At 69.2% G+C, this 21,152-nt stretch carries 15 protein-coding genes and 1 riboswitch; of the genes, 4 read left to right on the top strand and 11 right to left on the bottom strand.

The genetic code is table 11. The annotated features are described in order from the left end of the window. Positions 1–50: 50 nt before the first annotated feature. Positions 51–151: riboswitch (glycine riboswitch) on the bottom strand. A 140-nt stretch (positions 152–291) separates the two neighbouring features. Further along, positions 292–1,491 (top strand): cation:proton antiporter, encoded by a 1,200-nt coding sequence (locus ACMX37_RS13455; protein ID WP_483146416.1) that lies wholly within the window; start codon positions 292–294, stop codon positions 1,489–1,491. Between the two features lie 79 nt (positions 1,492–1,570). Here ACMX37_RS13455 and ACMX37_RS13460 read toward each other — a convergent pair whose 3' ends face one another. The 8 genes from ACMX37_RS13460 to ACMX37_RS13495 form a co-directional block, all read right to left on the bottom strand. After that, a complete protein-coding gene (locus ACMX37_RS13460) occupies positions 1,571–2,770 on the bottom strand; it encodes a serine hydrolase domain-containing protein (RefSeq protein ID WP_483146417.1) in 1,200 nt (399 codons plus the stop codon). A 31-nt stretch (positions 2,771–2,801) separates the two neighbouring features. Then, entirely contained in the window at positions 2,802–5,462 is a 2,661-nt protein-coding gene (gene metH / locus ACMX37_RS13465; RefSeq protein WP_483146418.1) for a methionine synthase, read from the bottom strand. Between the two features lie 55 nt (positions 5,463–5,517). Further along, positions 5,518–6,561 (bottom strand): homocysteine S-methyltransferase family protein, encoded by a 1,044-nt coding sequence (locus ACMX37_RS13470; RefSeq protein ID WP_483146419.1) that lies wholly within the window; start codon positions 6,559–6,561, stop codon positions 5,518–5,520. Then, entirely contained in the window at positions 6,558–7,487 is a 930-nt protein-coding gene (gene metF, locus ACMX37_RS13475) for a methylenetetrahydrofolate reductase [NAD(P)H] (protein WP_483146420.1), read from the bottom strand. The genes ACMX37_RS13470 and metF overlap by 4 nt, the downstream gene beginning before the upstream one ends. Then, entirely contained in the window at positions 7,484–8,464 is a 981-nt protein-coding gene (locus ACMX37_RS13480) for an ArsR/SmtB family transcription factor (RefSeq protein ID WP_483146421.1), read from the bottom strand. The genes metF and ACMX37_RS13480 overlap by 4 nt, the downstream gene beginning before the upstream one ends. A 96-nt stretch (positions 8,465–8,560) precedes the next feature. Further along, the gene (galK, locus tag ACMX37_RS13485; RefSeq protein ID WP_483146422.1) at positions 8,561–9,745 is read right to left on the bottom strand and encodes a galactokinase; all 1,185 of its coding nucleotides are present in this window, start codon (positions 9,743–9,745) and stop codon (positions 8,561–8,563) included. A gap of 16 nt (positions 9,746–9,761) precedes the next feature. Then, positions 9,762–10,799 (bottom strand): UDP-glucose--hexose-1-phosphate uridylyltransferase, encoded by a 1,038-nt coding sequence (locus ACMX37_RS13490; RefSeq protein ID WP_483146423.1) that lies wholly within the window; start codon positions 10,797–10,799, stop codon positions 9,762–9,764. After that, positions 10,796–12,280, bottom strand: coding sequence for a sodium:solute symporter family transporter (locus ACMX37_RS13495; protein ID WP_483146424.1), 1,485 nt, complete (start codon positions 12,278–12,280; stop codon positions 10,796–10,798). The genes ACMX37_RS13490 and ACMX37_RS13495 overlap by 4 nt, the downstream gene beginning before the upstream one ends. Positions 12,281–12,389: 109 nt before the next feature. On the opposite strand from ACMX37_RS13495, the gene ACMX37_RS13500 reads away from it, so the two are divergent. Both ACMX37_RS13500 and ACMX37_RS13505 read left to right on the top strand, forming a co-directional pair. Beyond that, positions 12,390–14,492, top strand: coding sequence for an alpha-galactosidase (locus tag ACMX37_RS13500; RefSeq protein ID WP_483146425.1), 2,103 nt, complete (start codon positions 12,390–12,392; stop codon positions 14,490–14,492). Beyond that, positions 14,489–16,414: a beta-galactosidase gene (locus ACMX37_RS13505; RefSeq protein ID WP_483146426.1), complete on the top strand. Its 1,926-nt coding sequence runs from the start codon at positions 14,489–14,491 to the stop codon at positions 16,412–16,414. The genes ACMX37_RS13500 and ACMX37_RS13505 overlap by 4 nt, the downstream gene beginning before the upstream one ends. 51 nt (positions 16,415–16,465) lie before the next feature. Here the strand turns inward: ACMX37_RS13505 and ACMX37_RS13510 are convergent, their stop codons facing one another. Further along, entirely contained in the window at positions 16,466–17,353 is an 888-nt protein-coding gene (locus tag ACMX37_RS13510) for an NAD(P)H-binding protein (RefSeq protein ID WP_483146427.1), read from the bottom strand. A 113-nt stretch (positions 17,354–17,466) separates the two neighbouring features. On the opposite strand from ACMX37_RS13510, the gene ACMX37_RS13515 reads away from it, so the two are divergent. Beyond that, the gene (locus ACMX37_RS13515) at positions 17,467–19,191 is read left to right on the top strand and encodes an N-acyl-D-amino-acid deacylase family protein (protein ID WP_483146428.1); all 1,725 of its coding nucleotides are present in this window, start codon (positions 17,467–17,469) and stop codon (positions 19,189–19,191) included. Here the strand turns inward: ACMX37_RS13515 and ACMX37_RS13520 are convergent. Further along, positions 19,173–20,768, bottom strand: a complete 1,596-nt coding sequence (locus ACMX37_RS13520; RefSeq protein ID WP_483146429.1) for a hypothetical protein — start codon at positions 20,766–20,768, stop codon at positions 19,173–19,175. The genes ACMX37_RS13515 and ACMX37_RS13520 overlap by 19 nt on opposite strands. Then, positions 20,765–21,148, bottom strand: a complete 384-nt coding sequence (locus ACMX37_RS13525) for a GtrA family protein (protein WP_483146430.1) — start codon at positions 21,146–21,148, stop codon at positions 20,765–20,767. The genes ACMX37_RS13520 and ACMX37_RS13525 overlap by 4 nt, the downstream gene beginning before the upstream one ends. Between the last annotated feature and the right edge of the window lie 4 nt (positions 21,149–21,152).

The raw sequence follows: 21,152 nt of genomic DNA on the forward strand, positions 1-21,152 counted from the left end.
CCTCCCCTTCGGTGGCCCCGGACAGGTCCGGGACGCTTTCCAGAGTGTCATGCAGCCGAGCGGTCCGGTGGCCTGAGAGTTTCCGGGGCGGTTGCTCCTTCGGCGCCTCTGCCCTTTCGCGAAGGGCATCGGGCTCTCCCGCTCGCCTGCCCGCACGAGAATCGCTCCTCGGGCGGAAGACGCCCCTGCCCTGTCCGAATTGCTGCACCGCGTCAATCGGGCGATCGCCGGTTTGCCGTGTGAAAAACGCATTTGCGGAAGGCGGCGCGGCTGAATAGACACCGGCGCGGGATGAACCTCACCGAAATCTACCTGATCGCCCTGACGATCATCTTCGCGGTGCCGTGGCTCGTGTGGCGGCTGCTGCGCACCGACTACTGGGCGCCGCTGGTGGTGGTGCAGATCGTGGGCGGCATCCTGCTGGGGCCGGGCGTGCTCGGCGCGGTGTTTCCCGACTACTACGCCTTCGTCTTCCGGCCGGACGTGATCGTGGCGCTGAACGGCGTGGCGTGGTGGGCGGTGATGCTGTTCGTGTGGATCGCCGGGATCGAGCTCGACCTCTCCCAGGCGTGGAAGCACCGCGGCGAGACGGGGCTGACCGCGGGCCTCGCGCTGGGGATGCCGCTGCTGGGGGGAACGGCGGCGGCGGCGGTGATCCTGCAATTCCCTGGCTGGCGCGGCCCGAGCGGGCAATACTGGCAGGCGCTGCTCGGCATCGGCATGGCCTGCGCGGTGACGGCGCTCCCCATCCTCGTGCTGTTGATGGAGAAGCTCGGCATCCTGCGCGAACAGCTAGGCCAGCGCATTCTGCGCTACGCCAGCCTCGACGATATCGCGATCTGGGGCGTGCTGGCGATCATCCTGCTCGACTGGGAGCGGATCGGGCGGCAGGCGGTGTTCCTCGTGGGCTTCGCGCTTGCCGCGCTGGCGGTGCGCTGGCTGATGGCGCGCCTGTCCGAGGCGGACCGCTGGCCGGTGGGCCTGATCTGGCTCGCCGTCTGCGGCCTTGCGGGCGACTGGTCGGGGCTGCACTACATGGTCGGCGCCTTCCTCGCGGGCGTGGTGCTCGACGCCAAGTGGTTCGGCCACGAGGCGATGGACCGCTTCCGCAACGTCGTGCTGCTGACGGTAATGCCGGTGTTCTTCCTCTCCACGGGCCTCAGGACCCAGTGGGAGGGCGGCGGGCTCGCCGTCTTCGGCGTCGCCGCGCTGCTGCTTGCGGCGGCGGTGGGCGGGAAGATCCTCGGCGTCCACATCGCCGGGCGGCTGCTCGGCTGGAGCCGCACCGAGGCGAGCCTCATCGGCTGGCTGCTCCAGACCAAGGCGCTGATCATGATCATCTTCGCCAACATCCTGCTCGACAAGGCCGTGATCACGCCGACGACCTTCACTGCGCTGCTGCTGATGGCGGTGGGGAGCACGATGCTGACCAAGCCATTCGCGACGCCGCTCATCGCCAAGCTGGGCGAGCGGGTGAAGGCGGAGGCCTAGTCCGCCCCTGATTCCGTTCGCCTCGAGCGAAGTCGAGAGGCCTGTCTGGGTGTCTCGACTGCGCTCGACACGAACGGGATTATCGCTCCCCCGCCATCTCCAGCGCCCGCGCCATCAGTTCGCGTTCGCGCGAGGTGAAGGTGCCGGTGTCCTCGCCGCCCGCCGGGGGCGGGTTCTCGGTGGTGAAATAGGCAAAGCCCCGGCCCTCCAACGTGTCGAAGAACAGGCCCGAGAGCAGCCCGTAGGCCTCGCCCGAATGGCCGATATAGGGCACGCCGCGCCCGAACAGCGCATCGTCGCAGGCCTCGTCCGTATCCTCCGGGGCCTCCTCCGCCTCGATCAGCTGCATGGCGAGGCCGTAGCGGCAGAACAGCGCCTGCCCGGGATTGCGCCCGGCCAGCAGCGCGTCGCGCGCGGGGATCATGGTGGCGCGCTCGAACACGCCTTCCTGCTCGGCGACGAGCGCGCGGCCGATCTTCGCGAGGTCCACCATTCCGATCCTGAGCCCCCCCTGCGGCGAGAAGACCGAGGCGTTGGTGCCCGGCACATAGGCGTCGAGGTCGCAAGGCGTCCCCGCGGCGACGGGGATCGTGCAGGCGGGCGGCAGCCGGTCCGGCCCGTCGGCGGCGATCTCGCCGGTGTCGCGGTAGAGCGTCACCGCGCGGGCCGCCATGCCGGGGCCGCAGCCGATCCAGTTGAAGCAGGCCTTCACGCCGAGCGGTGCGAAGACCAGCCGCTCGACGAGGCGGTCGTAACGCTCGCCCGAGGCCGCCTCGAGCACGGTCGCCACCAGCGGCGAGCCTAGGTTCGCATATTCGAACGCCGCCGCGCCCGGAGGGCCGGTGTCGCGCCAGGAGCCAGGGTCGGCGAACTTCGCTTCGAGGCTCTCCCCGAGCGGGATGCTGTAGCCGCCTGCGTCCGACAGGCCGGCGCGGTGCATCAGCAGGTGAGTGAGGGTGACGGGAGCATCGGGGTGCCGGGGAGAGCGCAGCTTCCAGCCGAGATAGTCCGACACGTCCCGGTCGAAATCGACCTTGCCCTCGGCCCGCAGCCGCAGCGCCGCGAGCGCCATGACCAGCTTGGAGACGCTGGCGATCCGCACCGGATCATTGGCCTCTACCGCGCGTCCGGTGGCCTTGTTGGCCAGCCCCTCGACGATCAGCGGGCGGACCGTCTGCTGGTCGAAATAGACGACGACGGCCGCAGGCGGCGGCGCATCCTGCGCGGCGAGCGGCACGGCGGCGAGGCAGGCAAGGGCGGCGATGATACGGCGGATCATGCCGCGCATCATCGCCGCCCTGCGCGCAGGGTCAATCGAGATTCGGCCTGAGCCAGCGTTCCGCCTGCTCGACGCTCACGCCCCTGCGGCGGGCATAGTCCTCGAGCTGGTCGCGGCCCACGCGGGCGACGCCGAAATACTCGGCCTCGGGGTGGCCGAAATAGAACCCGCTCACCGCTGCGGTCGGCCACATGGCGAAGCTTTCGGTGAGGGTCAGCCCGGCATTCGCGGGCGCATCCAGAAGGTCGAAGAGGATCGGCTTCAGCGAGTGATCGGGGCAGGCCGGATAGCCCGGCGCCGGACGGATGCCGCGATATTCCTCCTTGATCAGCGCAGCGTTGGTGAGCTGCTCGTTGGGGGCATAGCCCCACAGCGTGGTGCGCACGTGCTGGTGGAGGGCTTCGGCGAAGGCTTCGGCGAAACGATCGGCCAGCGCCTTCAGCAGGATGTCGGAATAATCGTCCTTGTCGGCCTGGAAGCGCGCCGAATGACTGTCGATCCCGTGGATGCCGACTGCAAAGCCGCCGATCCAGTCGCCCGCCGGGTCGATGAAGTCGGCAAGGCACATGTTGGCGCGGTCGCGGCTCTTCTTGACCTGCTGGCGCAGGAAGGGGAGGCGCACGTGCTCCTCCTGGTCGACAAGGTGGATGGTCACGTCATCCCCGTCGCGCGCGCAGGGCCACAGGCCCGCAACGCCGCGCGCGGTCAGCCACTTCTCGGCGATAATCCGGTCGAGCATCGCATTGGCATCGGCGAAGAGTTGGGTCGCGGTCTCGCCCACCACCTCGTCGGTGAGGATCGCGGGGTAGTTGCCGTGGAGTTCCCAGGCGCGGAAGAAGGGCGTCCAGTCGATGAAGTCGCGCAGGTGCGCCAAGTCCCAGTCGGGGAAGACATGCACGCCCGGCTGTTCCGGCGGCGCGGGCTTGTCGGACAGGAAGGCGTCGTAGAAATTGGCCCGCGCTTCCTCGAGCGGCAGCAGCACCGAGGCGCTCTTGCCCGCCCGCGCATCGCGGACATGGGTGTATTCGTCGGCGACCTCGGCCACGTAATCGTCGCGCTGGGTGTCGGAGAGGAGCTTCGAGGCCACCCCCACCGCGCGGCTCGCATCGAGCACGTGGATCACCGGGCCATCATAGGCGGGGTCGATCTTGAGCGCGGTGTGCACCTTGCTGGTCGTCGCCCCGCCGATCAGCAGCGGCATGGTCATGCCGGCGCGCTGCATCTCCTCGGCGACTGTCACCATCTCGTCCAGCGAGGGCGTGATGAGGCCCGACAGCCCGATCATGTCGGCCTTGTTGTCGTTGGCGGCGGCGAGGATCGTCGGCCAGGGCACCATGACGCCGAGGTCGATCACTTCATATCCGTTGCACTGGAGCACCACGCCGACGATGTTCTTGCCGATGTCGTGAACGTCGCCCTTCACCGTCGCCATGATGATCTTGCCCTTGGCCTTGCGGTCCTCCTCGGGGAGGAGGTCCTTCTCGGCCTCGATGAAGGGGATGAGGTGGGCGACGGCCTTCTTCATCACGCGCGCGGATTTCACGACCTGGGGGAGGAACATCTTGCCGCTCCCGAACAGGTCGCCGACGACATTCATGCCGTCCATCAGCGGGCCTTCGATCACCTCGATCGGGCGATTGGCCGACTGGCGCGCTTCCTCGGTGTCCTCGACGATGTGCGCGTCGATGCCCTTCACCAGCGCGTGTTCGAGCCGCTTGGTGACAGGCCAGCCGCGCCATTCCTCGGCTTCCTTCTCGGCCCTGGCGTCCTTGCCCTTGAAGCTTTCGGCGAGCGTGATGAGGCGTTCCGTGGCGTCGGGATCGCGGTTGAGGATCACGTCCTCGCACGCCTCGCGCAGGGCGGGGTCGATCTGGTCGTAAACGTCGAGCTGGCCCGCATTGACGATCGCCATGTCGAGGCCCGCGGGGATCGCGTGGTAGAGGAACACCGAGTGCATCGCCCGGCGCACCGGCTCGTTCCCGCGGAAGGAGAAGGAGAGGTTGGAAAGGCCGCCCGAGTAGTGCGCGTGGGGGCAGAGTTGCCTGAGTTCCTTCACCGCCTCGATGAAGTCGACGCCGTAGTTGTTGTGTTCCTCGATCCCCGTCGCCACCGCGAAGATGTTGGGGTCGAAGATGATGTCCTCAGGGGGAAAGCCCTCATTGACGAGCAGGTCGTAGGCGCGCTTGCAGATCTCGACCTTGCGCTGCTTCGTGTCCGCCTGCCCGGTCTCGTCGAAGGCCATGACGACCACCGCCGCGCCGTAATCCATGCATTTGCGGGCGTGCTCGAGGAAGGCCTCCTCGCCCTCCTTCATGCTGATCGAGTTGACGATCGGCTTGCCCGAGACGCACTTGAGCCCCGCCTCAATCACCTCCCACTTGGAGCTGTCGATCATCACCGGCACGCGGGCGATATCCGGCTCGGCGGCGATCAGCTTGAGGAAGGTGGTCATCGCGTGGACCGCATCGAGCAGGCCCTCGTCCATGTTGACGTCGATCACCTGCGCGCCGTTCTCGACCTGCTGGCGCGCGACCTCGACCGCGGCGGCATAGTCGCCGGCCATGATGAGCTTCTTGAACGCCGCCGAGCCGGTGACGTTGGTGCGCTCGCCGATATTGATGAAGCGGGAGGAGGATTGGGTCACTTTGTGTCTCTCAATTCCGTTCGCCCTGAGCTTGTCGAAGGGCTGCACTTCTCTTCAGAAGAAAAGGACAGTGCTTCGACAAGCTCAGCACGAACGGGTTCTTCTATGCAGCAATAAACGCCTCGAGCCCCGCCAGCTTCATCGCCGGTTCGGGCTGCGGGATGGCGCGCGGCGCGCTGTTCTCGACCGCCTTGGCGATCGCGGCGATGTGGGCGGGCGAGGAGCCGCAGCACCCGCCGAGGATGTTGACCTGCCCGTGATCGGCCCAGTCCTTGACCAGCCCGGCGGTGGTCTCCGGCTCCTCGTCATAGGCGCCGAGCTCGTTGGGCAGACCCGCGTTGGGGTAGATCAGCAGCAGCGCGTCGGCGATCTGCGAGAGCACCTTGACGTGCGGGCGCAGCTGCTCGGCGCCGAAGCTGCAATTGAGGCCGATGGTGAGCGGCTTCGCATGGCGGACCGCGTACCAGAAGGCCTCGACGGTGTGGCCCGAAAGGTTGCGGCCCGACAGGTCGGTCAATGTCATCGAGATCATCACCGGCACCTCGCGGCCCAGCTCGCGCTCGAGCTTCTTCACCGCCATGATCCCGGCCTTGGCGTTGAGGGTGTCGAACACGGTCTCGATCAGGATGAAGTCCACCCCGCCCTCGACCAGCGCGGCGGCCTGTTCGTGGTATACGTCGACGAGGTAATCGAAGTCGATCTCGCGGAAGCCCGGGTCCTCGACATCGGGGCTGAGCGAGAGGGTCTTGTTGGTCGGCCCGATCGCGCCCGCGACGAAGCGGGGCTTGCCGTCCCTGGCCGCATATTCATCCGCGAGCGCGCGCGCGATCTGGCCGCTGGCGAGGTTGATTTCGCGCACCAGCCCTTCGGCCGCATAATCGGCCTGGCTGATGCGGTTGGCCGAGAAGGTGTTGGTCGAGACCACGTCCGAGCCCGCATCGAGATAGGCGCGGGTGATGTCGGCGATCACGTCGGGGCGGGTCAGGGCGAGGATGTCGTTGTTGCCCTTCTGGTCGGCGGGCAGGCCCAGCGAACCGGCGTAGTCTTCCTCGGTCAGCTTGCGGTTCTGGATCTGCGTCCCGAAGGCGCCGTCGAAGATCAGAACGCGGCTTTTCGCGGCATCGAGCAGTTGCTGGCGGGCGCTCATTGTCCGGTCTCCTGCGGGCGCTTCCCGAGCATGTGGCAGATGGCGTAGGCGAGCTCGGGGCGGTTCAAGGTGTAGAAGTGGAAATCGCGCACCCCGCCCGCATAGAGGCGGCGGCACAGCTCGGCGGCGAGGGTGGCGGCGACCAGCTGGCGGGCGGCCGGCTTTTCGTCGAGGCCCTCGAACAGCCCATCCATCCACGCCGGGATCGCCGCCCCGCAGGCGCCTGCGAACTTGCGGGCCTGCGCGACATTGGTGACGGGGAGGATGCCGGGGAGGATCGGCGCGTCGATCCCCGCTGCGGCACACTGGTCACGGAAGCGGAAGAAGGTCTCGGCCGAGAAGAAGAACTGGCTGATCGCCCGCGTGGCGCCGGCATCGAGCTTGCGCTTGAGGTTGTCGATGTCATCCTGCGGCGAGAGCGCATCGGGGTGGGTCTCGGGATAGGCGGCGACAGAGATCTCGAAGGGGGCGATGGCCTTGAGGCCCGCCACCAGCTCGGCGGCGCTGGCATAGCCTTCGGGGTGCGGGGTGAAGGGCGCGCCCGGCTCGCCCGCATCGCCGCGCAGCGCGACGATGTGGCGCACGCCCGCTTCCCAGTATTGCTCGGCGACCTCGCGGATCTCGTCTTTCGAGGCGGCGACGCAGGTGAGGTGCGCGGCGGCGGGCATCTTCGCCTCGGCGATGATCCGCGCGACCGTGGCATGGGTGCGCTCGCGGGTCGATCCGCCCGCGCCGTAGGTGACCGAGACGAAGCTCGGCCCCAGCGGCCTCAGCTGGGTGACGGCATCCCACAGCTGCTCCTCCATCTTCGCGCTCTTGGGCGGGAAGAATTCGAAGCTCACCGCGACATCGCCGGGCAGCCCCGAGAACAGCGGGGTGTCGGTCGCGGTGCGGTATTCCTGAAGCTGGTCGAGGGTCGGGGTCATTTCGCGGTTTCCAGGGCAGCGGATTTGGGGGTGGCGGAGGCGCGGCGCTTGGCGGTCCAGATCTTGACGACCAGCGCCCCGCCGTCGAGCGCCAGCGGAGCGGCGACCGCGAAGCCGGCGGCGCGCAGCAGCTCGGCCATCTGGCGGTCGGAAAAGCCGAGGCGGGCGTGCTGGTGGCGGGTGCGCAGTTCCTCGTGATCGTGGCTGGCGAAGTCGACGATCGCGATCCGCCCGCCGCCGCGCAGCACGCGGGCCGCCTCGGCCAGCGCGGGGGCGGGATCGGGGGCGAAATGCAGCACCTGGTGCAGGATCACCGTATCGAAGCTGGCATCGGCGAAGGGCAGGTCGGCGAAATCGCCCTGCACCAGTTCGACGAGGGCCGTCGGCAGGTGCTGGAGCTTGGCGCGCGCCACCCGCAGCATCTCGAGGTTCTTGTCGAGCGCCACCACCCGCTCGGCCTTGTCGGCGAAGAGCTCTGCGATGCGGCCCGTGCCGGTGCCGATGTCGAGCAGGTGGCCGAGCGGCGCCTCGGCGAGCGCCTCGGCAAGCCGGGTCTCGACCTCGGCATCGGCGCTGTGGAGCGCGCGCAGCTCGTCCCATTCGCCGGCGTGGCGGGCGAAATAGGTCTCGGCGGCCGCCTCGCGCGCATCGCGGATCGCGGCGAGCTTCTTGCGATCGGCCTCGCACAGGGCGGCGAAGGCGGGTTCCTCGGCTTCGGCGATGGCGAGCAGGCGCTGCACCGCCTCGATCACCGGGCTGGCCGATTCGCTCTGGCGCAGGAACACCCAGCTTCCCTCGCGGCGGCGCTCGGCGAGGCCGGTGTCGCACAGGATGCCGACATGGCGCGAAACGCGCGGCTGGCTCTGCCCCAGCACCTGCGCGAGCTCGCCCACGGCAAGCTCCATGGTCCCCAGCAGGCGGGCGATGCGCAGCCGGGTGGGATCGCCCAGCGCCTTGAAGATGTCCTCGATCACCATTGTGCGGACATCATATAAAGACATTTTTATATGTGTAAATCACCCTCTGAGGGCGAGCGCGCCGAAACCGGTCGGGCGGATGCGCGAAGTGGTTGATCAGCCCAGCACAATCGGCGCCGCGCCGTCGCTCGGCCGGAACAGGTCCGCGCGCGCCGGCAGGTCGGCATCGGTGTTGTAGCGCGCGATCGCATCGTCGATCGCGCCGGTCGCATCCTTGTGGGTGACGGCGACCAGGCAGCCGCCGAAGCCCGCGCCGGTCAGCCGCACCCCGCCCGCCTCGCCCAGAGTCTCGGCGACCAGCGCCGCGAGCCGGTCGATCGGCGGCAGCGAGACGTCGAAATCGGCCGAGAGCGAGAGATGCGCCTCGCGCATCAGCGCGGCGAGCGCGGCCGTGTCGCCGGTCGCCAGCGCGACCGCCACCGGCTCGACCCGGCCCATCTCGCTGACCACATGGCGCGCACGGCGGTAGAGCACCGGATCGAGATCGGCATGGGCGGCCTCGAGCCGGTCCGCCTCCAGATCGCGCAGCGCGGCGATCCCGAAATGCGCCGCCGCCGCCTCGCACTCGGTGCGGCGCTCGTTGAAGGCGCTCTCGGTAAGGCTGCGCCTGAGGCCGGTATCGATCACGGTGATCGCCAGCCGGCGGTGGATCGGGATCGGCATGTGTTCGAGCGAGCGGCAGTCGAGCAGCAGGGCGTGGCCCGCCACGCTTGCCGCCGAGGCCATCTGGTCCATGATCCCGCAGGCGCAGCCGACGAAGTCGTTCTCGGCGATCTGGGCCATCTTGGCGATCTTCTCTGGCGCGAGGCCCAGCCCCGAATACTCCGACGCCGCCAGCGCCACCGCCACCCCGAAGGCCGCCGAGGAGGACAGGCCTGCCCCGATCGGCACGTCGCCCGCGATCGCCATGCGCATCGGCCTGATCCGGTGCCCGTAGCGCCCGAGCGCCTGGATCACCCCGCGCACGTGGTTCTGCCAGTTGTTCTCCCCGCGCGGGATCGAGCCGGCGAGATCGAACCCGTCGCGGGCGCTCGCCATGTCGCCCATGTCGAGCGCCACCGCCTCGCAGCGCGGCACCTTGGCGTCCTTGGCCCCCGGGCCGAAGGCGATCACCGTCTCGCGGTCGATGGCGCAGGGCAGGACGAAGCCGTCGTTGTAATCGACATGCTCGCCGATCAGATTGACCCGGCCCGGCGCCGCCACGAAGCGGGTCGGCTCGACCCCGAAGGCAAGCCGGTAGCCCTGCCGGGCGCGGGCGATCAGTCTTTCGCGGCGATCCATGAATGCGTGCCCCCTGTCAGCCGGCGTAATGCACCAAGCCGCTCACCGAACGCAACATTTCTGCGGCGCGCTCGGGCGTGAGATCGCGCTGGGGTTCGGCCAGCATCTCGTAGCCGACCATGAACTTGCGCACGCTCGCAGAGCGCAGCAGCGGCGGGTAGAAATGGGCATGGAGCTGCCAGTGATCGCTCGCCCCTGCCGCGAAGGGCGCACCATGCCAGCCCATCGAATAGGGGAAGCTGGTGGCAAAGAGGTTGTCGTAACGGGTGGTGAGCGCCTTGAGGATCGCGGCGAGGCTGTCGCGTTGCGGGCCGGTGAGCTGCGGCATCCGCTGGACGGCAAAGCGCGGCAGCAGCAGGGTCTCGAACGGCCAGGCCGCCCAGAAGGGGACGACGGCGAGCCAGTCGTCGTTGCTCTCGACCACGCGCTCGCCTGCGGCTTCGCGCGCCGCAAGGTCGAGCAGCATCGGCCTGCCGTGGGCGGCGAGGTAGTCCCTCTGGCGGGTATCCTCGGCGGCGATCTCCTGCGGCAGGTGGGCGCTCGCCCAGACCTGTCCGTGGGGGTGCGGGTTGGAGCAGCCCATCATCGCGCCCTTGTTCTCGAACACCTGCACATGGGCAAAGCGCGCGCCGAGTTCGGCGGTCTGGTCGGCCCAGCAATCGACCACGGCGCGCAATTGGTCGGGCGCAAGCAGCGGGAGCGAGCGGCCGTGATCGGGCGAGAAGCAGATCACCCGGCACACCCCGCGCGCGGCCTCGGCCCGGAACAGGGGGTCGTCATGCGTGTCGCCACCCGGTTCGTCGGCCAGAGCGGGGAAATCATTGTCGAAGACATGGACGCCCGCGTAATCGGGGTTGCGCTCGCCGCCGACGCGGGTGTTGCCGGGGCACAGGTAGCAGGCCGGATCGTAAGCCGGCGGCAGCGGTTCGGGGGGTGTGGTCTCGCCCTGCCAGGGCCGCCCCATGCGCTGCGGCGACACCTGTACCCAGCCGCCGGTGAGCGGGTTGAAGCGCCGATGCGGGCGGGTGTGCGGAGAGGCCGGGTCGAGGCTCACCCCGCCGCTCCCCCCGCCTGCCCGGCAAAGGCCGAGCGCGGCGCGAAGGTGGCCCGCCCGCCCAGCACGAAGCGGTTGAAGGCGAGCGCGGCGATCACGCTCGTCACCAGGGTCACGACCATGAAGTGGATATAGTGCAGCGTGACGATCCCGGCGGGCTCGAGGTGGAAGGTGAACAGCGCGTAGAGCGCGACGCCCCACACCACCCCGGCGATCGCCGCGGGCGCCCTGACGCCGCGGAACAGCAGCCCGGCGATGAAGGCGCTGAGGATCGGCATCGAGGTGAGGCCGTTCAGTTGCTGGAGCAGGTTGATGATGCTCGTGGCGTTCGCATACATCGGCACCAGCAGGATCGCGGTGACGGTCAGCAGCGTGCAGACCACGGCGGACAGGCTCCAGTGGTTTTTCACCTCGCCCACGAACTGCTCGTGGAAATCGACCGCATAGAGCGCCACGGAGGAATTGAGCACCGCGCTGAAGGTGGTGATCACCGCCGCCGCGACCATCGCCGCGAAGGCGCCCGACAGCCAGGGTGGCAGGATCTCGGCGACGAGCATCCCGTAGGCCTTGTCGCCCACGACGCCGAACAGCTTGAAGGCGACCACCCCGGGGATCACCACGATCGGCGGGACGATCAGGATGCGGATGATCGCGGCCACCATCACCCCCTTCTGCGCCTCGCGGACGCTGGGCGCGGCCATCGCCTTCTGGGTGAGGTTCTGGTTGGTGGACCAGTAGAAGATCTGGATGAAGATCATCCCCGTCAGCAGGGTCGGCCAGGGGATCGGGCTGTCGGGCCCGCCGAGCATGGTGATGCGCTCCGCCGGAACTCCGGTGACGATGTCCCAGTCGACCGCCGCCAGCCCCAGCACCACGATCAGCATGGCAAGCCCGAGGATACCGATTCCCGACCAGGTGTCCATCACCGCGACCGCGCGCAGCCCTCCGAAGATCGCGTAGGCGGCCGAGATCGCCGCGAGGATCGTGGCGAAGGCGAGCAGCGGCACCCCCTCGCCGAACAGCGCGCGCATGAACAGGCTGCCCGAATAGAGCGCGGCCGGCAGGTAGATCAGCACGTTGCCGGCAAGGAACAGCCCCGCGATCAGCGTGCGGATGCTGCGCCCGCCATAGCGTTGTTCCAGCAGCTCGGTCACGGTGGTGCAGTTGTTGCGGTAGTAGATCGGCACGAAGACGAAGGCGAGGATCATCAGCCCGACGAAGCCCGCGATCTCCCACCAGGCTAGCAGCAGCATCTGGTTGCCGTTCATCCCCACCAGCTGGTCGGTCGAGAGGTTGGTGAGCGTGATCGAGCCTGCCACGAAGAGCCACGAGAGCTTGCCGCCGGCGAGATAGACGTCCTTCCTCGACCCGTCGTGGCGGTCGCGGCGGATGGTCGCCCAGGTGACCAGCGCGACCAGCCCGGTCAGGCCGACGCAGACGGCGATCTGGATCAGGCTTGTCGCCGGCATGGCATCGAACATCTGCGCGCTTTCCCCTCCCGTTCAGCGGGGTTACAGCGCAATGGCGGGCTGCGGACAAGCCCGCAAGCGCCGGTCATCACCGGCGCCCGGGGACGGGAGAGGGCTTCGCGTGGAATTCGTCAGGCTGGACGGCGAGAAGGTGACGCTGGTCTTCGTTCTGGAGACGGAGGGCCCAGGTCATCGGGGGGCGGACATCGTCTACCTCGGCGCGCGCCTGCCGGGGGGCGAAGATCTCGCGACGCTCGCCGCCGCGACCGCGCGCGGGCGGCACGAAAGCCAGCCCGACCTGCCCCCGGTGCCGGGGCTTCTGCCCGAGCGCAAGGGCGGATGGAGCGGGACGCCGGCCTTTGCGCTGCGGCGCGGCGGGGCTTCGATCGTGACGGATTGCCGCATCGCGCGCTGGATGCACGGGCCGGATCGGCTCGATCTCACCTTCGCCGACGAGACCGCGGGCGTGGTCGCGATGGTGCATTGGCGGATCGGCGCGGGCGATGTGGTCCGCGCCAGCCTGACCCTCGTCAATGTCGGCGAAACCCCGCTCGAGATGGAACATTGCGCCGCCCTCGCCCTGCCGGTGCCCGCACGCTTCACCGAATGCACCGGCTATGCGGGCCGCTGGGCGGGCGAGATGCAGGAGCACCGCCGCGCCATCGCTTCCGACGGCCTCGCCCGCAGGGCCGCAGTCGGCAAGCCGGGCTTTGCCGGAGCGGGATGGCTGCTGCTCCATGCCGGCGAGGAAGTGCTCGGCGCACACCTCGCATGGAGCGGCAACGGGTGGCTGGCGCTCGAGCCCGACACGCACGGGTCCGCCGATGGCCGCCCGCTGCTGCTCATGGGCGCAGGGCCGGAGGCGGGCGCGACGGTTCTGGCCCCGGGCGAGCGTCTCGCCACGCCGCAAGCCGCCTTCGCCCTCGCCCCCGACCGCACGGCGCTGGCGCAGCAGTTCCACGCCTATCTGCGCGCCCAAGTCCTGCCCGCCCGCGCCGCATGGGGGCCGCGCAAGGTCCACCTCAATTCGTGGGAGGCGCTCGGGTTCGACCTGTCCGAGCCCGCCCTGATGCGCCTCGCCGACGACGCGGCCAGCCTCGGCATCGAGCGTTTCGTGCTCGACGATGGCTGGTTCGGTGGGCGGCGCGACGATCGCAGCAGCCTCGGCGACTGGTTCGTCTCTCCCGACGTCTTCCCCGAAGGCCTTGGCCCGCTGATCGCCCGCGTCCACGACCTCGGGATGGATTTCGGCTTGTGGGTGGAGCCGGAGATGGTCTCGCCCGACAGCGACCTCTACCGCCGGCATCCCGACTGGTGCCTCCACACGCCCGGCCGCGAGCGCCCCACCATGCGCGGCCAGCTGGCGCTCGACATGGCGCGCGAGGACGTGCGGGAATATCTGCTCGGCCGCCTCGACGCGCTGCTGCGCGAGAACGCCATCGCCTACCTCAAGTGGGACCACAACCGCGACCTCTTCCCCTCGGCCCCGCGCCAGACCGAGGGCTTCTACGCCCTCCTCGATGCCCTGCGCGCCGCGCACCCCCATGTCGAGATCGAAAGCTGTTCGAGCGGCGGGGGGCGGATCGATTTCGGCGTCCTCAAGCGCACCCACCGCGTCTGGCCCTCGGACAACAACGACGCGATCGAGCGCCTGCGGATCATTCCGGCATGGAGCCAGTTCCTCCCACTCGAAGTGCTCGGCAGCCATGTCGGCCCATCACCCAATCCGATCACCGGGCGGCGCCTGTCGATGGACTTCCGCGCCAAGGTGGCGGTGTTCGGGCACATGGGGGTCGAGGCCGACCCCGCGCGCATGAGCGAGAAGGAACGCGAATGCCTCGCCGCCCATATCGCGCTCTACAAGGCATGGCGCGGGGTGCTGCACGCGGGCGATCTGCACCGCCTCGCCCACCCCGATCCTGCCGTCACCGCCATGATGGTGACGCACGAGAGCAAGGCGCTGGCGCTGGTCGCCCAAACCGCCTTCTCGCCCGTGTTCGACGCCGCGCCGCTGCGCCTTGCGAGCCTCGACCCTGATGCACGCTACCGTGTCACCCTGCCCGAACCGTGGCCCGCCAAGGCCCGCCACTATCTCGCCCGTGCCGATGAGTGGCGCGAGGGTCTCGTCCTCTCGGGCACTGCGCTGATGACGCAGGGCCTCGCCCTCCCCCTCACCCACCCCGAAACCGCGTGGCTGATCGCATTGGAAAGACTGCCCGGATGAAACTCGGCTGCTGCTACTATCCCGAACACTGGCCCGAGGAGTGGTGGGCCGATGATGCGCGACGGATGCGCGAAATGGGCCTGTCGCTGGTCAGGATCGGCGAGTTCGCGTGGAGCCGCATCGAGCCCGAACCCGGCCATTACGACTGGGGCTGGCTCGACCGCGCCATCGACACCCTGCACGCGGCGGGGCTGAAGGTCATCCTCGGCACCCCCACCGCCACGCCCCCCAAGTGGCTGGTCGACCGGATGCCCGACATGGTCGCCCTCGACGAGAAGGGCCGCCCGCGCGGCTTCGGCTCGCGGCGGCATTACTGCTTCAGCCACGAGGGCTACCGCGCCGAGTGCCGCCGGATCGTGACCGCACTTGCCGAGCGGTATGGCGCGCATCCGGCAATCGCCATGTGGCAGACCGACAACGAATATGGCTGCCATGATACCGTGCTGAGCTTCTCCGCCGCCGCTGCCAGCGCCTTCCGGGGCTGGCTGGCGGCGCGTTACGGCACGGTGAAGGCGCTCAACGCGGCCTGGGGCAACGTCTTCTGGAGCATGGAATACCGCAGCTTCGCCGAGGTCGATCCGCCCCACCTCACCGTCACCGAGGCCAACCCCGCGCACTGGCTCGACTATCGCCGCTTCGCTTCCGATCAGGTCGCGAGCTTCAATCGCGAGCAGGTGGACATCATCCGCAGGCTCTCGCCGGGCGTCGATATCACCCACAATTTCATGGGCTTCTTCACCGAGTTCGATCACCACGCCGTCGGCCGCGACATCGACGTGGCGACGTGGGATTCCTATCCGCTGGGATTCCTCGAACAGTTCTGGTTCTCCTCGGAAGAAAAGCGCGCCTATCTCAGGCAGGGCCACCCCGATATCGCCGCCTTCCATCACGATCTCTATCGCGGCTGTTCGAACGGTCGCTGGGGGGTGATGGAGCAGCAGCCCGGCCCGGTGAACTGGGCGCGCTTCAACCCCGCGCCGCTGCCGGGGATGGTCGCGCTGTGGACGCTCGAGGCCTGCGCCCACGGGGCGGAGCTGACGAGCTATTTCCGCTGGCGGCAGGCTCCTTTCGCGCAGGAGCAGATGCACGCGGGCCTTCTGCGCCCCGACAGCAGCGAGGCGGAAGCCGCAGACGAGGTGCGCGCCGCGGCGGCGGTGCTGGACGGGATCGGGCCTCAGGCTTGCACCAAGGCCCCGGCGGCGCTGGTGTTCTCCTATGAAGCCGCATGGGTGATCGGCATCCAGCCGCAGGGGCAGAGCTTCCGCTATCTCGAACTGGTGTTCGAGACTTATTCGGCACTGCGCGCGCGGGGGCTGGACGTCGATATCGTCGCGCCCGGGGCGGACCTCACGGGCTACCGCATGGTGCTGGTCCCCAGCCTGCCGATCGTGCCCGAGGGCTTCGCCGAAAGGCTCGCGGCGCTGGAATGTCCGGTGCTGCTGGGACCGCGTTCGGGGAGCAAGACGGCGAGCTTCGCGATCCCCGAAGGCCTCGCCCCGGGCGCGTTGCGGTCGCTGACCGGTGTGACCGTCACCCGGGTCGAGTCCCTGCGCGACGGGGTGGCGGAGAGTGCGGCCAAGGATTCAGGGGGCTTCGCCGTGACCCGCTGGCGCGAGGATCTTGTCGGCGACCTCGCCCCCGAACTGGTCGACGCGGCGGGCCGGGCGGTCGTTTCCTACAAGGACCGCGTGCGCTATTGCGCCGTCTGGCCCGACCGCGCCCTGCTGGCGCTGCTGGTCGAACGGATGGCGGGCGAGGCGGGTGTCGCCCTGCTCGACTGTCCGGAAGGCATCCGGGTCCGCCGCAGCGAGGCGCATGTCTTCACGTTCAACCATGCGACGAAAGACGTTTTCGTCCCGCATCTGGGCCGGACGCTCGGCCCGGCAGCATGGGATATCGCCCCTCGCCCGGCCCCGGTCTGAGCGCCTTTTCGCACAGGGTCATCCCGCAGTCGTTGCGCGGTCATCCCGCTGTCATTGCCCGCGCATCAGGGTGCGGTAGTGCGATTCCAGCGTCTCGGAACCGAATTCCGGGGTGAGCTCGGCGGAATAGGTGCCGGTTTCGGGATCGAGAACCAGCATCGATTCGGTCGCGTAGTAACGCGCGATGCGGGCATATTCGGCCTTCTCGGCGAACCACCCCGAAAAGGGCGCGCCAAGGGCCAGCAGACGCTCGGCGAAGGTGAAGATCTTCGGCGAGACCGATTTGAATTTCGGCGGCTTGCCGGCAACGCGGAAAAGCAATTCTCCCTGTTCTTTCAGGGAGATGGCCGGGCCGGGGCCGCCGATGGGGAGGATTCGGTCCCGCATCTCCGGATTGTCGATGGCCGAGGCGATGAAGCGGGCGAGATCATCGTCGCTGATCGGCTTGCAGCGGGTCAGGTTGCCATCCCCGAAGATCAGGAAGGGCTTGCCCGCCTGCACCCTTTTCACCTGCCCGGACAAGGACTTGAAGAAGGCGGTGGGGCGGATGATGGTGTATCCGATCCCGCTCGCGACAAGCTCCGCCTCGAAGGCGAGCTTGGCGTGCTGGAAGGCGAGCAAGGGCTTCTGCACGCAGATCGCCGAGAGCAGGATGAAATGCCCCGCCCCCGCCGCGAGGGCGGCCCGGAGAAGGTCGGAATTCGCCTGATAATCAACGGCCTGTGCATCCCGCGGCGCGCCCGAGCGCGAGGCGATGCAGGAGATCACCACCTCGGGACGGGCCGTCGCCATCAACCCCTGCGGATCGGCCAGCGCGGCGCGGTCCGGGGCGGTGACGGCGTGCCCCTCGGCCTGCAATCGCCGCAGCACTGCCGCCCCGATCGTGCCGCTCGCCCCGGCAAGCAGGATGCGGCGCGGCGTAGGAGTGCCCTCGGTCATTCCCCCTCCTTACCCGCCCTGCGGCCGAGCGCAAAATTGGCAGTTGCCCCGCCGGTCTTGCCTCCCCCAGCATTCCGCTTCATCCTCGGCACGGGGACAGGGAGAGCGAGCCGATGCAGGCCGAACATGACTGGGTGATCCGCGGCGCGACGATCGCCGACGGGACTGGCGGCGACCTCGTCGAGGGCGATATCGCGGTCCGCGACGGCCGTATCGCCGCCATCGGCAAGGTGGCCGGGCGCGGCGCGGAAGAGATTGACGCGAAAGGCAAAATCGTCACCCCCGGGTTCATCGACGTGCACACCCACTACGACGGGCAGTGCATCTGGGCGGAGGAGCTTTCGCCCTCCTCCAGCCACGGGGTGACGACCGCGGTGATGGGCAATTGCGGGGTCGGCTTCGCGCCCTGCCGCAGGGCCGATCACGATATGCTGATCAACGTCATGGAGGGGGTCGAGGACATCCCCGGGGTGGTGATGACCGAGGGGCTGGACTGGGACTGGGAGACCTTCCCCGAATATCTCGACAAGGTCGCCGCCGGGAAGCGCGATATCGATGTCGCAGCCTACCTGCCGCACTCGCCCTTGAGGGTCTATGCGATGGGCGAAAGGGGCGCGGCGCGCGAGGTCGCGAGCGGGGACGACCTTGCCCTGATGCGCCGCCTCACCGCCGAGGCGATGCAGGCGGGTGCGCTGGGCTTTGCGACCTCGCGCCTGTCGATCCACAAGACCGCAGACGGCGCGGCGATCCCGACCTTCGACACCGACATCGCCGAACTGGAAGCCATCGGCCGCGGCATGGCGGATGCGGGCGCGGGGACGTTCCAGGTGGTGCTCGATGCCTTCGTTGGGTGGGACAAGGAATACCCGGTGATCGACCGGATGATCGCCGCCAGCGGCCGTCCGGCGACCTTCACGCTCGCCTCGGGCAACGACGGGCCGCCGCGCTGGCGGCGCGTGCTGGAGATGCTCGAGCGCACCAATGCCGCAGGCGGCGTCGCCCATGCGCAGGTCATGCCGCGCCCGATCGGGTTGATCGCGGGCCTCGAGCTGACGGTGCACCCTTTCGTGCTGTGCCCGTCATGGGCGAAGATCGCGCACCTTCCGATCCCCGAGCAGGTCGCCGCCATGCGCGATCCCTCCATGCGCGCGGCGCTGCTTGTGGAGGATTTCGCCCCGGGACATCCCTTCAACGAGCTCGCCCGCAACTGGCGCTGGCTGTTCCCGCTCGACAATCCGCCCGACTACGCCCCGCCCGCGCACATGAGCATGGCGGGGCAGGCCGCCGCGCGCGGCTGCACCCCGCAGGAGGTCGCCTATGACCGGCTGCTTGAGACGGAAGGGCGCGGCCTGTTCCTTGCCGCGCTCGGCAATTACGAGAATGCCTCGCTCGACAGCGCGCACGAGATGCTGCGCCATCCCTATTGCGTGCCCGGGCTCGGCGACGGCGGGGCGCATTACGGGGCGATCTGCGATGCGAGCTATTCGACCTACCTGCTGACCGAATTCGTGCAGAAAGGCGGCCCCCTCGGGCTGGACCTTGCCGAGGCGGTGCACATGCTCTCCGCCAAGGCGGCGCGGGCAGTCGGCTTCACGGATCGCGGCACGCTGCATGTCGGCAGGCGTGCGGACCTCAACGTGATCGACCTCGATCGCCTCACCCTCCACCTGCCCGAAGTCGTCCGCGATCTGCCCGCCGGCGGTCGCCGGTTGCACCAGCGCGCGGCGGGCTACGAGGCGACCATGGTGGCGGGCGAGGTGATCCGCCGCTTCGACGAGAGCACGGGCGCGCGGCCCGGCAGGCTGGTGCGCGGGAGCGGCTACCGGGCCGCGGCCTGAGCGCGCCTGGCGGACGGCGCAGGCGCGGCGGCGAAGAGCAGGCTGCGCCCGGCGACCGGCACCGCCACGAAGCCCTCGGGCGGCGCCATGTCGGGGGCATACTCGCCGACGATCCAGATGTGGGTGAAGGCCTCGCGCGGCAGCTTCACCAGCGCCGCGGAGAGCTTGGGGCGCGTCGTCGGGCGGGCGCAGTCCTCGCGCTGGACGAGGTGCGAGGGATCGCGGGTGAAGGGCTCGGCGGCGGGATAGCGCACCTTGAGCGGGTTGACCCCGGGCTGCTGCCACTGGTCGTTCACGAAGGCGCTGCGCCGCGCCATCGCCGCGCCGGCAAGGTGATCGAGCGGGGCCAGCGCCCAGGGGGTGAGGCAGGGCTTGACCGAGAAGAACGCGACCCGGGCACCCTCGGGCACCTTGTCGAGCGCGAGCAGGGCCGACTGCACCTTGCGATCCTGCTCGACATAGGCGGCAGCGGTGGTCACCATCCGCACACCGAAGATCGCCAGCGCCAGTGCGCCGGCCACGGCCAGCGTCTTCGCGCCGAGCCGCACCGGCCCGATCGCCAGCAGCGCCGCCGCCATCGCATAGGGCAGCAGCCGCATGTCGGCGAAGGCCGATCCGAACACGCGGAACGGCAGGGCGAGGAAGAACAGCGCGCACAGCACCGCGGCCACGGTCATGCCGCGGTGCATCCGCACGGTCCGGCTGAACAGCGCCCAGAGCGGGAACGCCGCCAGCGCGGCGGCCGAATATTCGTCGAGATCGCGCCAGTAGGTCCGCAGGGGGGCGATCAGCCACTTGGTCTTGAACTCCCAGTCCCAGCCCGAGATCGCCGCGCCGCTCGATCCCGCGCGCCAGATCACCATCGGCACCAGCGGAAGGAGCAGCGGCGAGCAGGCGACAAGGATCCGGCGCACGGCGGCGAAAGGGTGCATCCGCGCGGCGAAGACCTCGGCCAGCATGGTCGATCCGCACAGCAGCCCGAGGAAGGCCCAGCCGTAGGTGTGGCTCACCCAGACGCCTGCGCCCGCTGCCGCCAGCCACAGCCCCGCCGCCCGTTCGCGGCCCTCGCGGCGCAGGCGCAGCCACAGCGCATAGGCCAGCAGCGCCAGCGCCATGCTCAGCGTGTAGTTGATGAAGCCGTAGTTGAAGGGATAGCCATAGAGCAGCGCGATCGCGGCGATGGCGAAGGGCGTGATCCGCCCGTGCAGCTCGCGCGAGACCAGCATCAGCCCCAGCGCGCCGAGCAGCTGCGTGAGGATCACCGTCGCCCGCACCGCACCCTCGATCCCGAAAAGCGGGTGCAGCACCTGCACGAGGATGTCGCCGCCGAGGTTGCCCATCAGCTGCCAGTCGTAGCTGAAATAGGGCTGGAGGCCGGGGCGGCTCGCGAGTTCCGTCTGCACCGCATGGCGGCCGAGGTGGCCATAGAGATCGGTCAGCGGCGCGATCCCCACCGGCAGCAGCGGCAGGATCGCGACGAGGCACACCAGCAGCATCACCGGCCAGCGGTCGAAGAAGCCAAGCGGCTGCCGCGCGCCGCCGGGCGGCACGCCGGGGAAGGCGGAGGCAAGGCTCATTCGGTCGCCGCGGGCCTGAAGACGACGAATTGCGAGAGCAGGAAGAAGATCGCCACATAGGCCGCGATCGCCGGCAGCTGGGCGAGCGCGCTGTCCGCCCCGAGCACGTTCTGCGCCGCCAGCAGCACGGCGACATTGGCGCCATAGGCGACGGCGAAGGCGGCGAGGAACCGCGTGACTTCCCCAAGCGACACCGCACCCCGCGCGCCGAAGACGAACCGGCGGTTGAGGGTGAAGGACAGCACCAGCCCCACCGCATAGCCAGCAGCATTGGCGGCAAGCCCGCTCATGCCGGCCCACAGCCCGCCGAAGATCACCGCCCAGCCCACGGCGGAATTGGCAAGGCCGGTCAGCAGGAAACGGAACAGGCGGGCCAGCATCGGG

This window comes from Porphyrobacter sp. THAI-01a, from assembly GCF_056868655.1.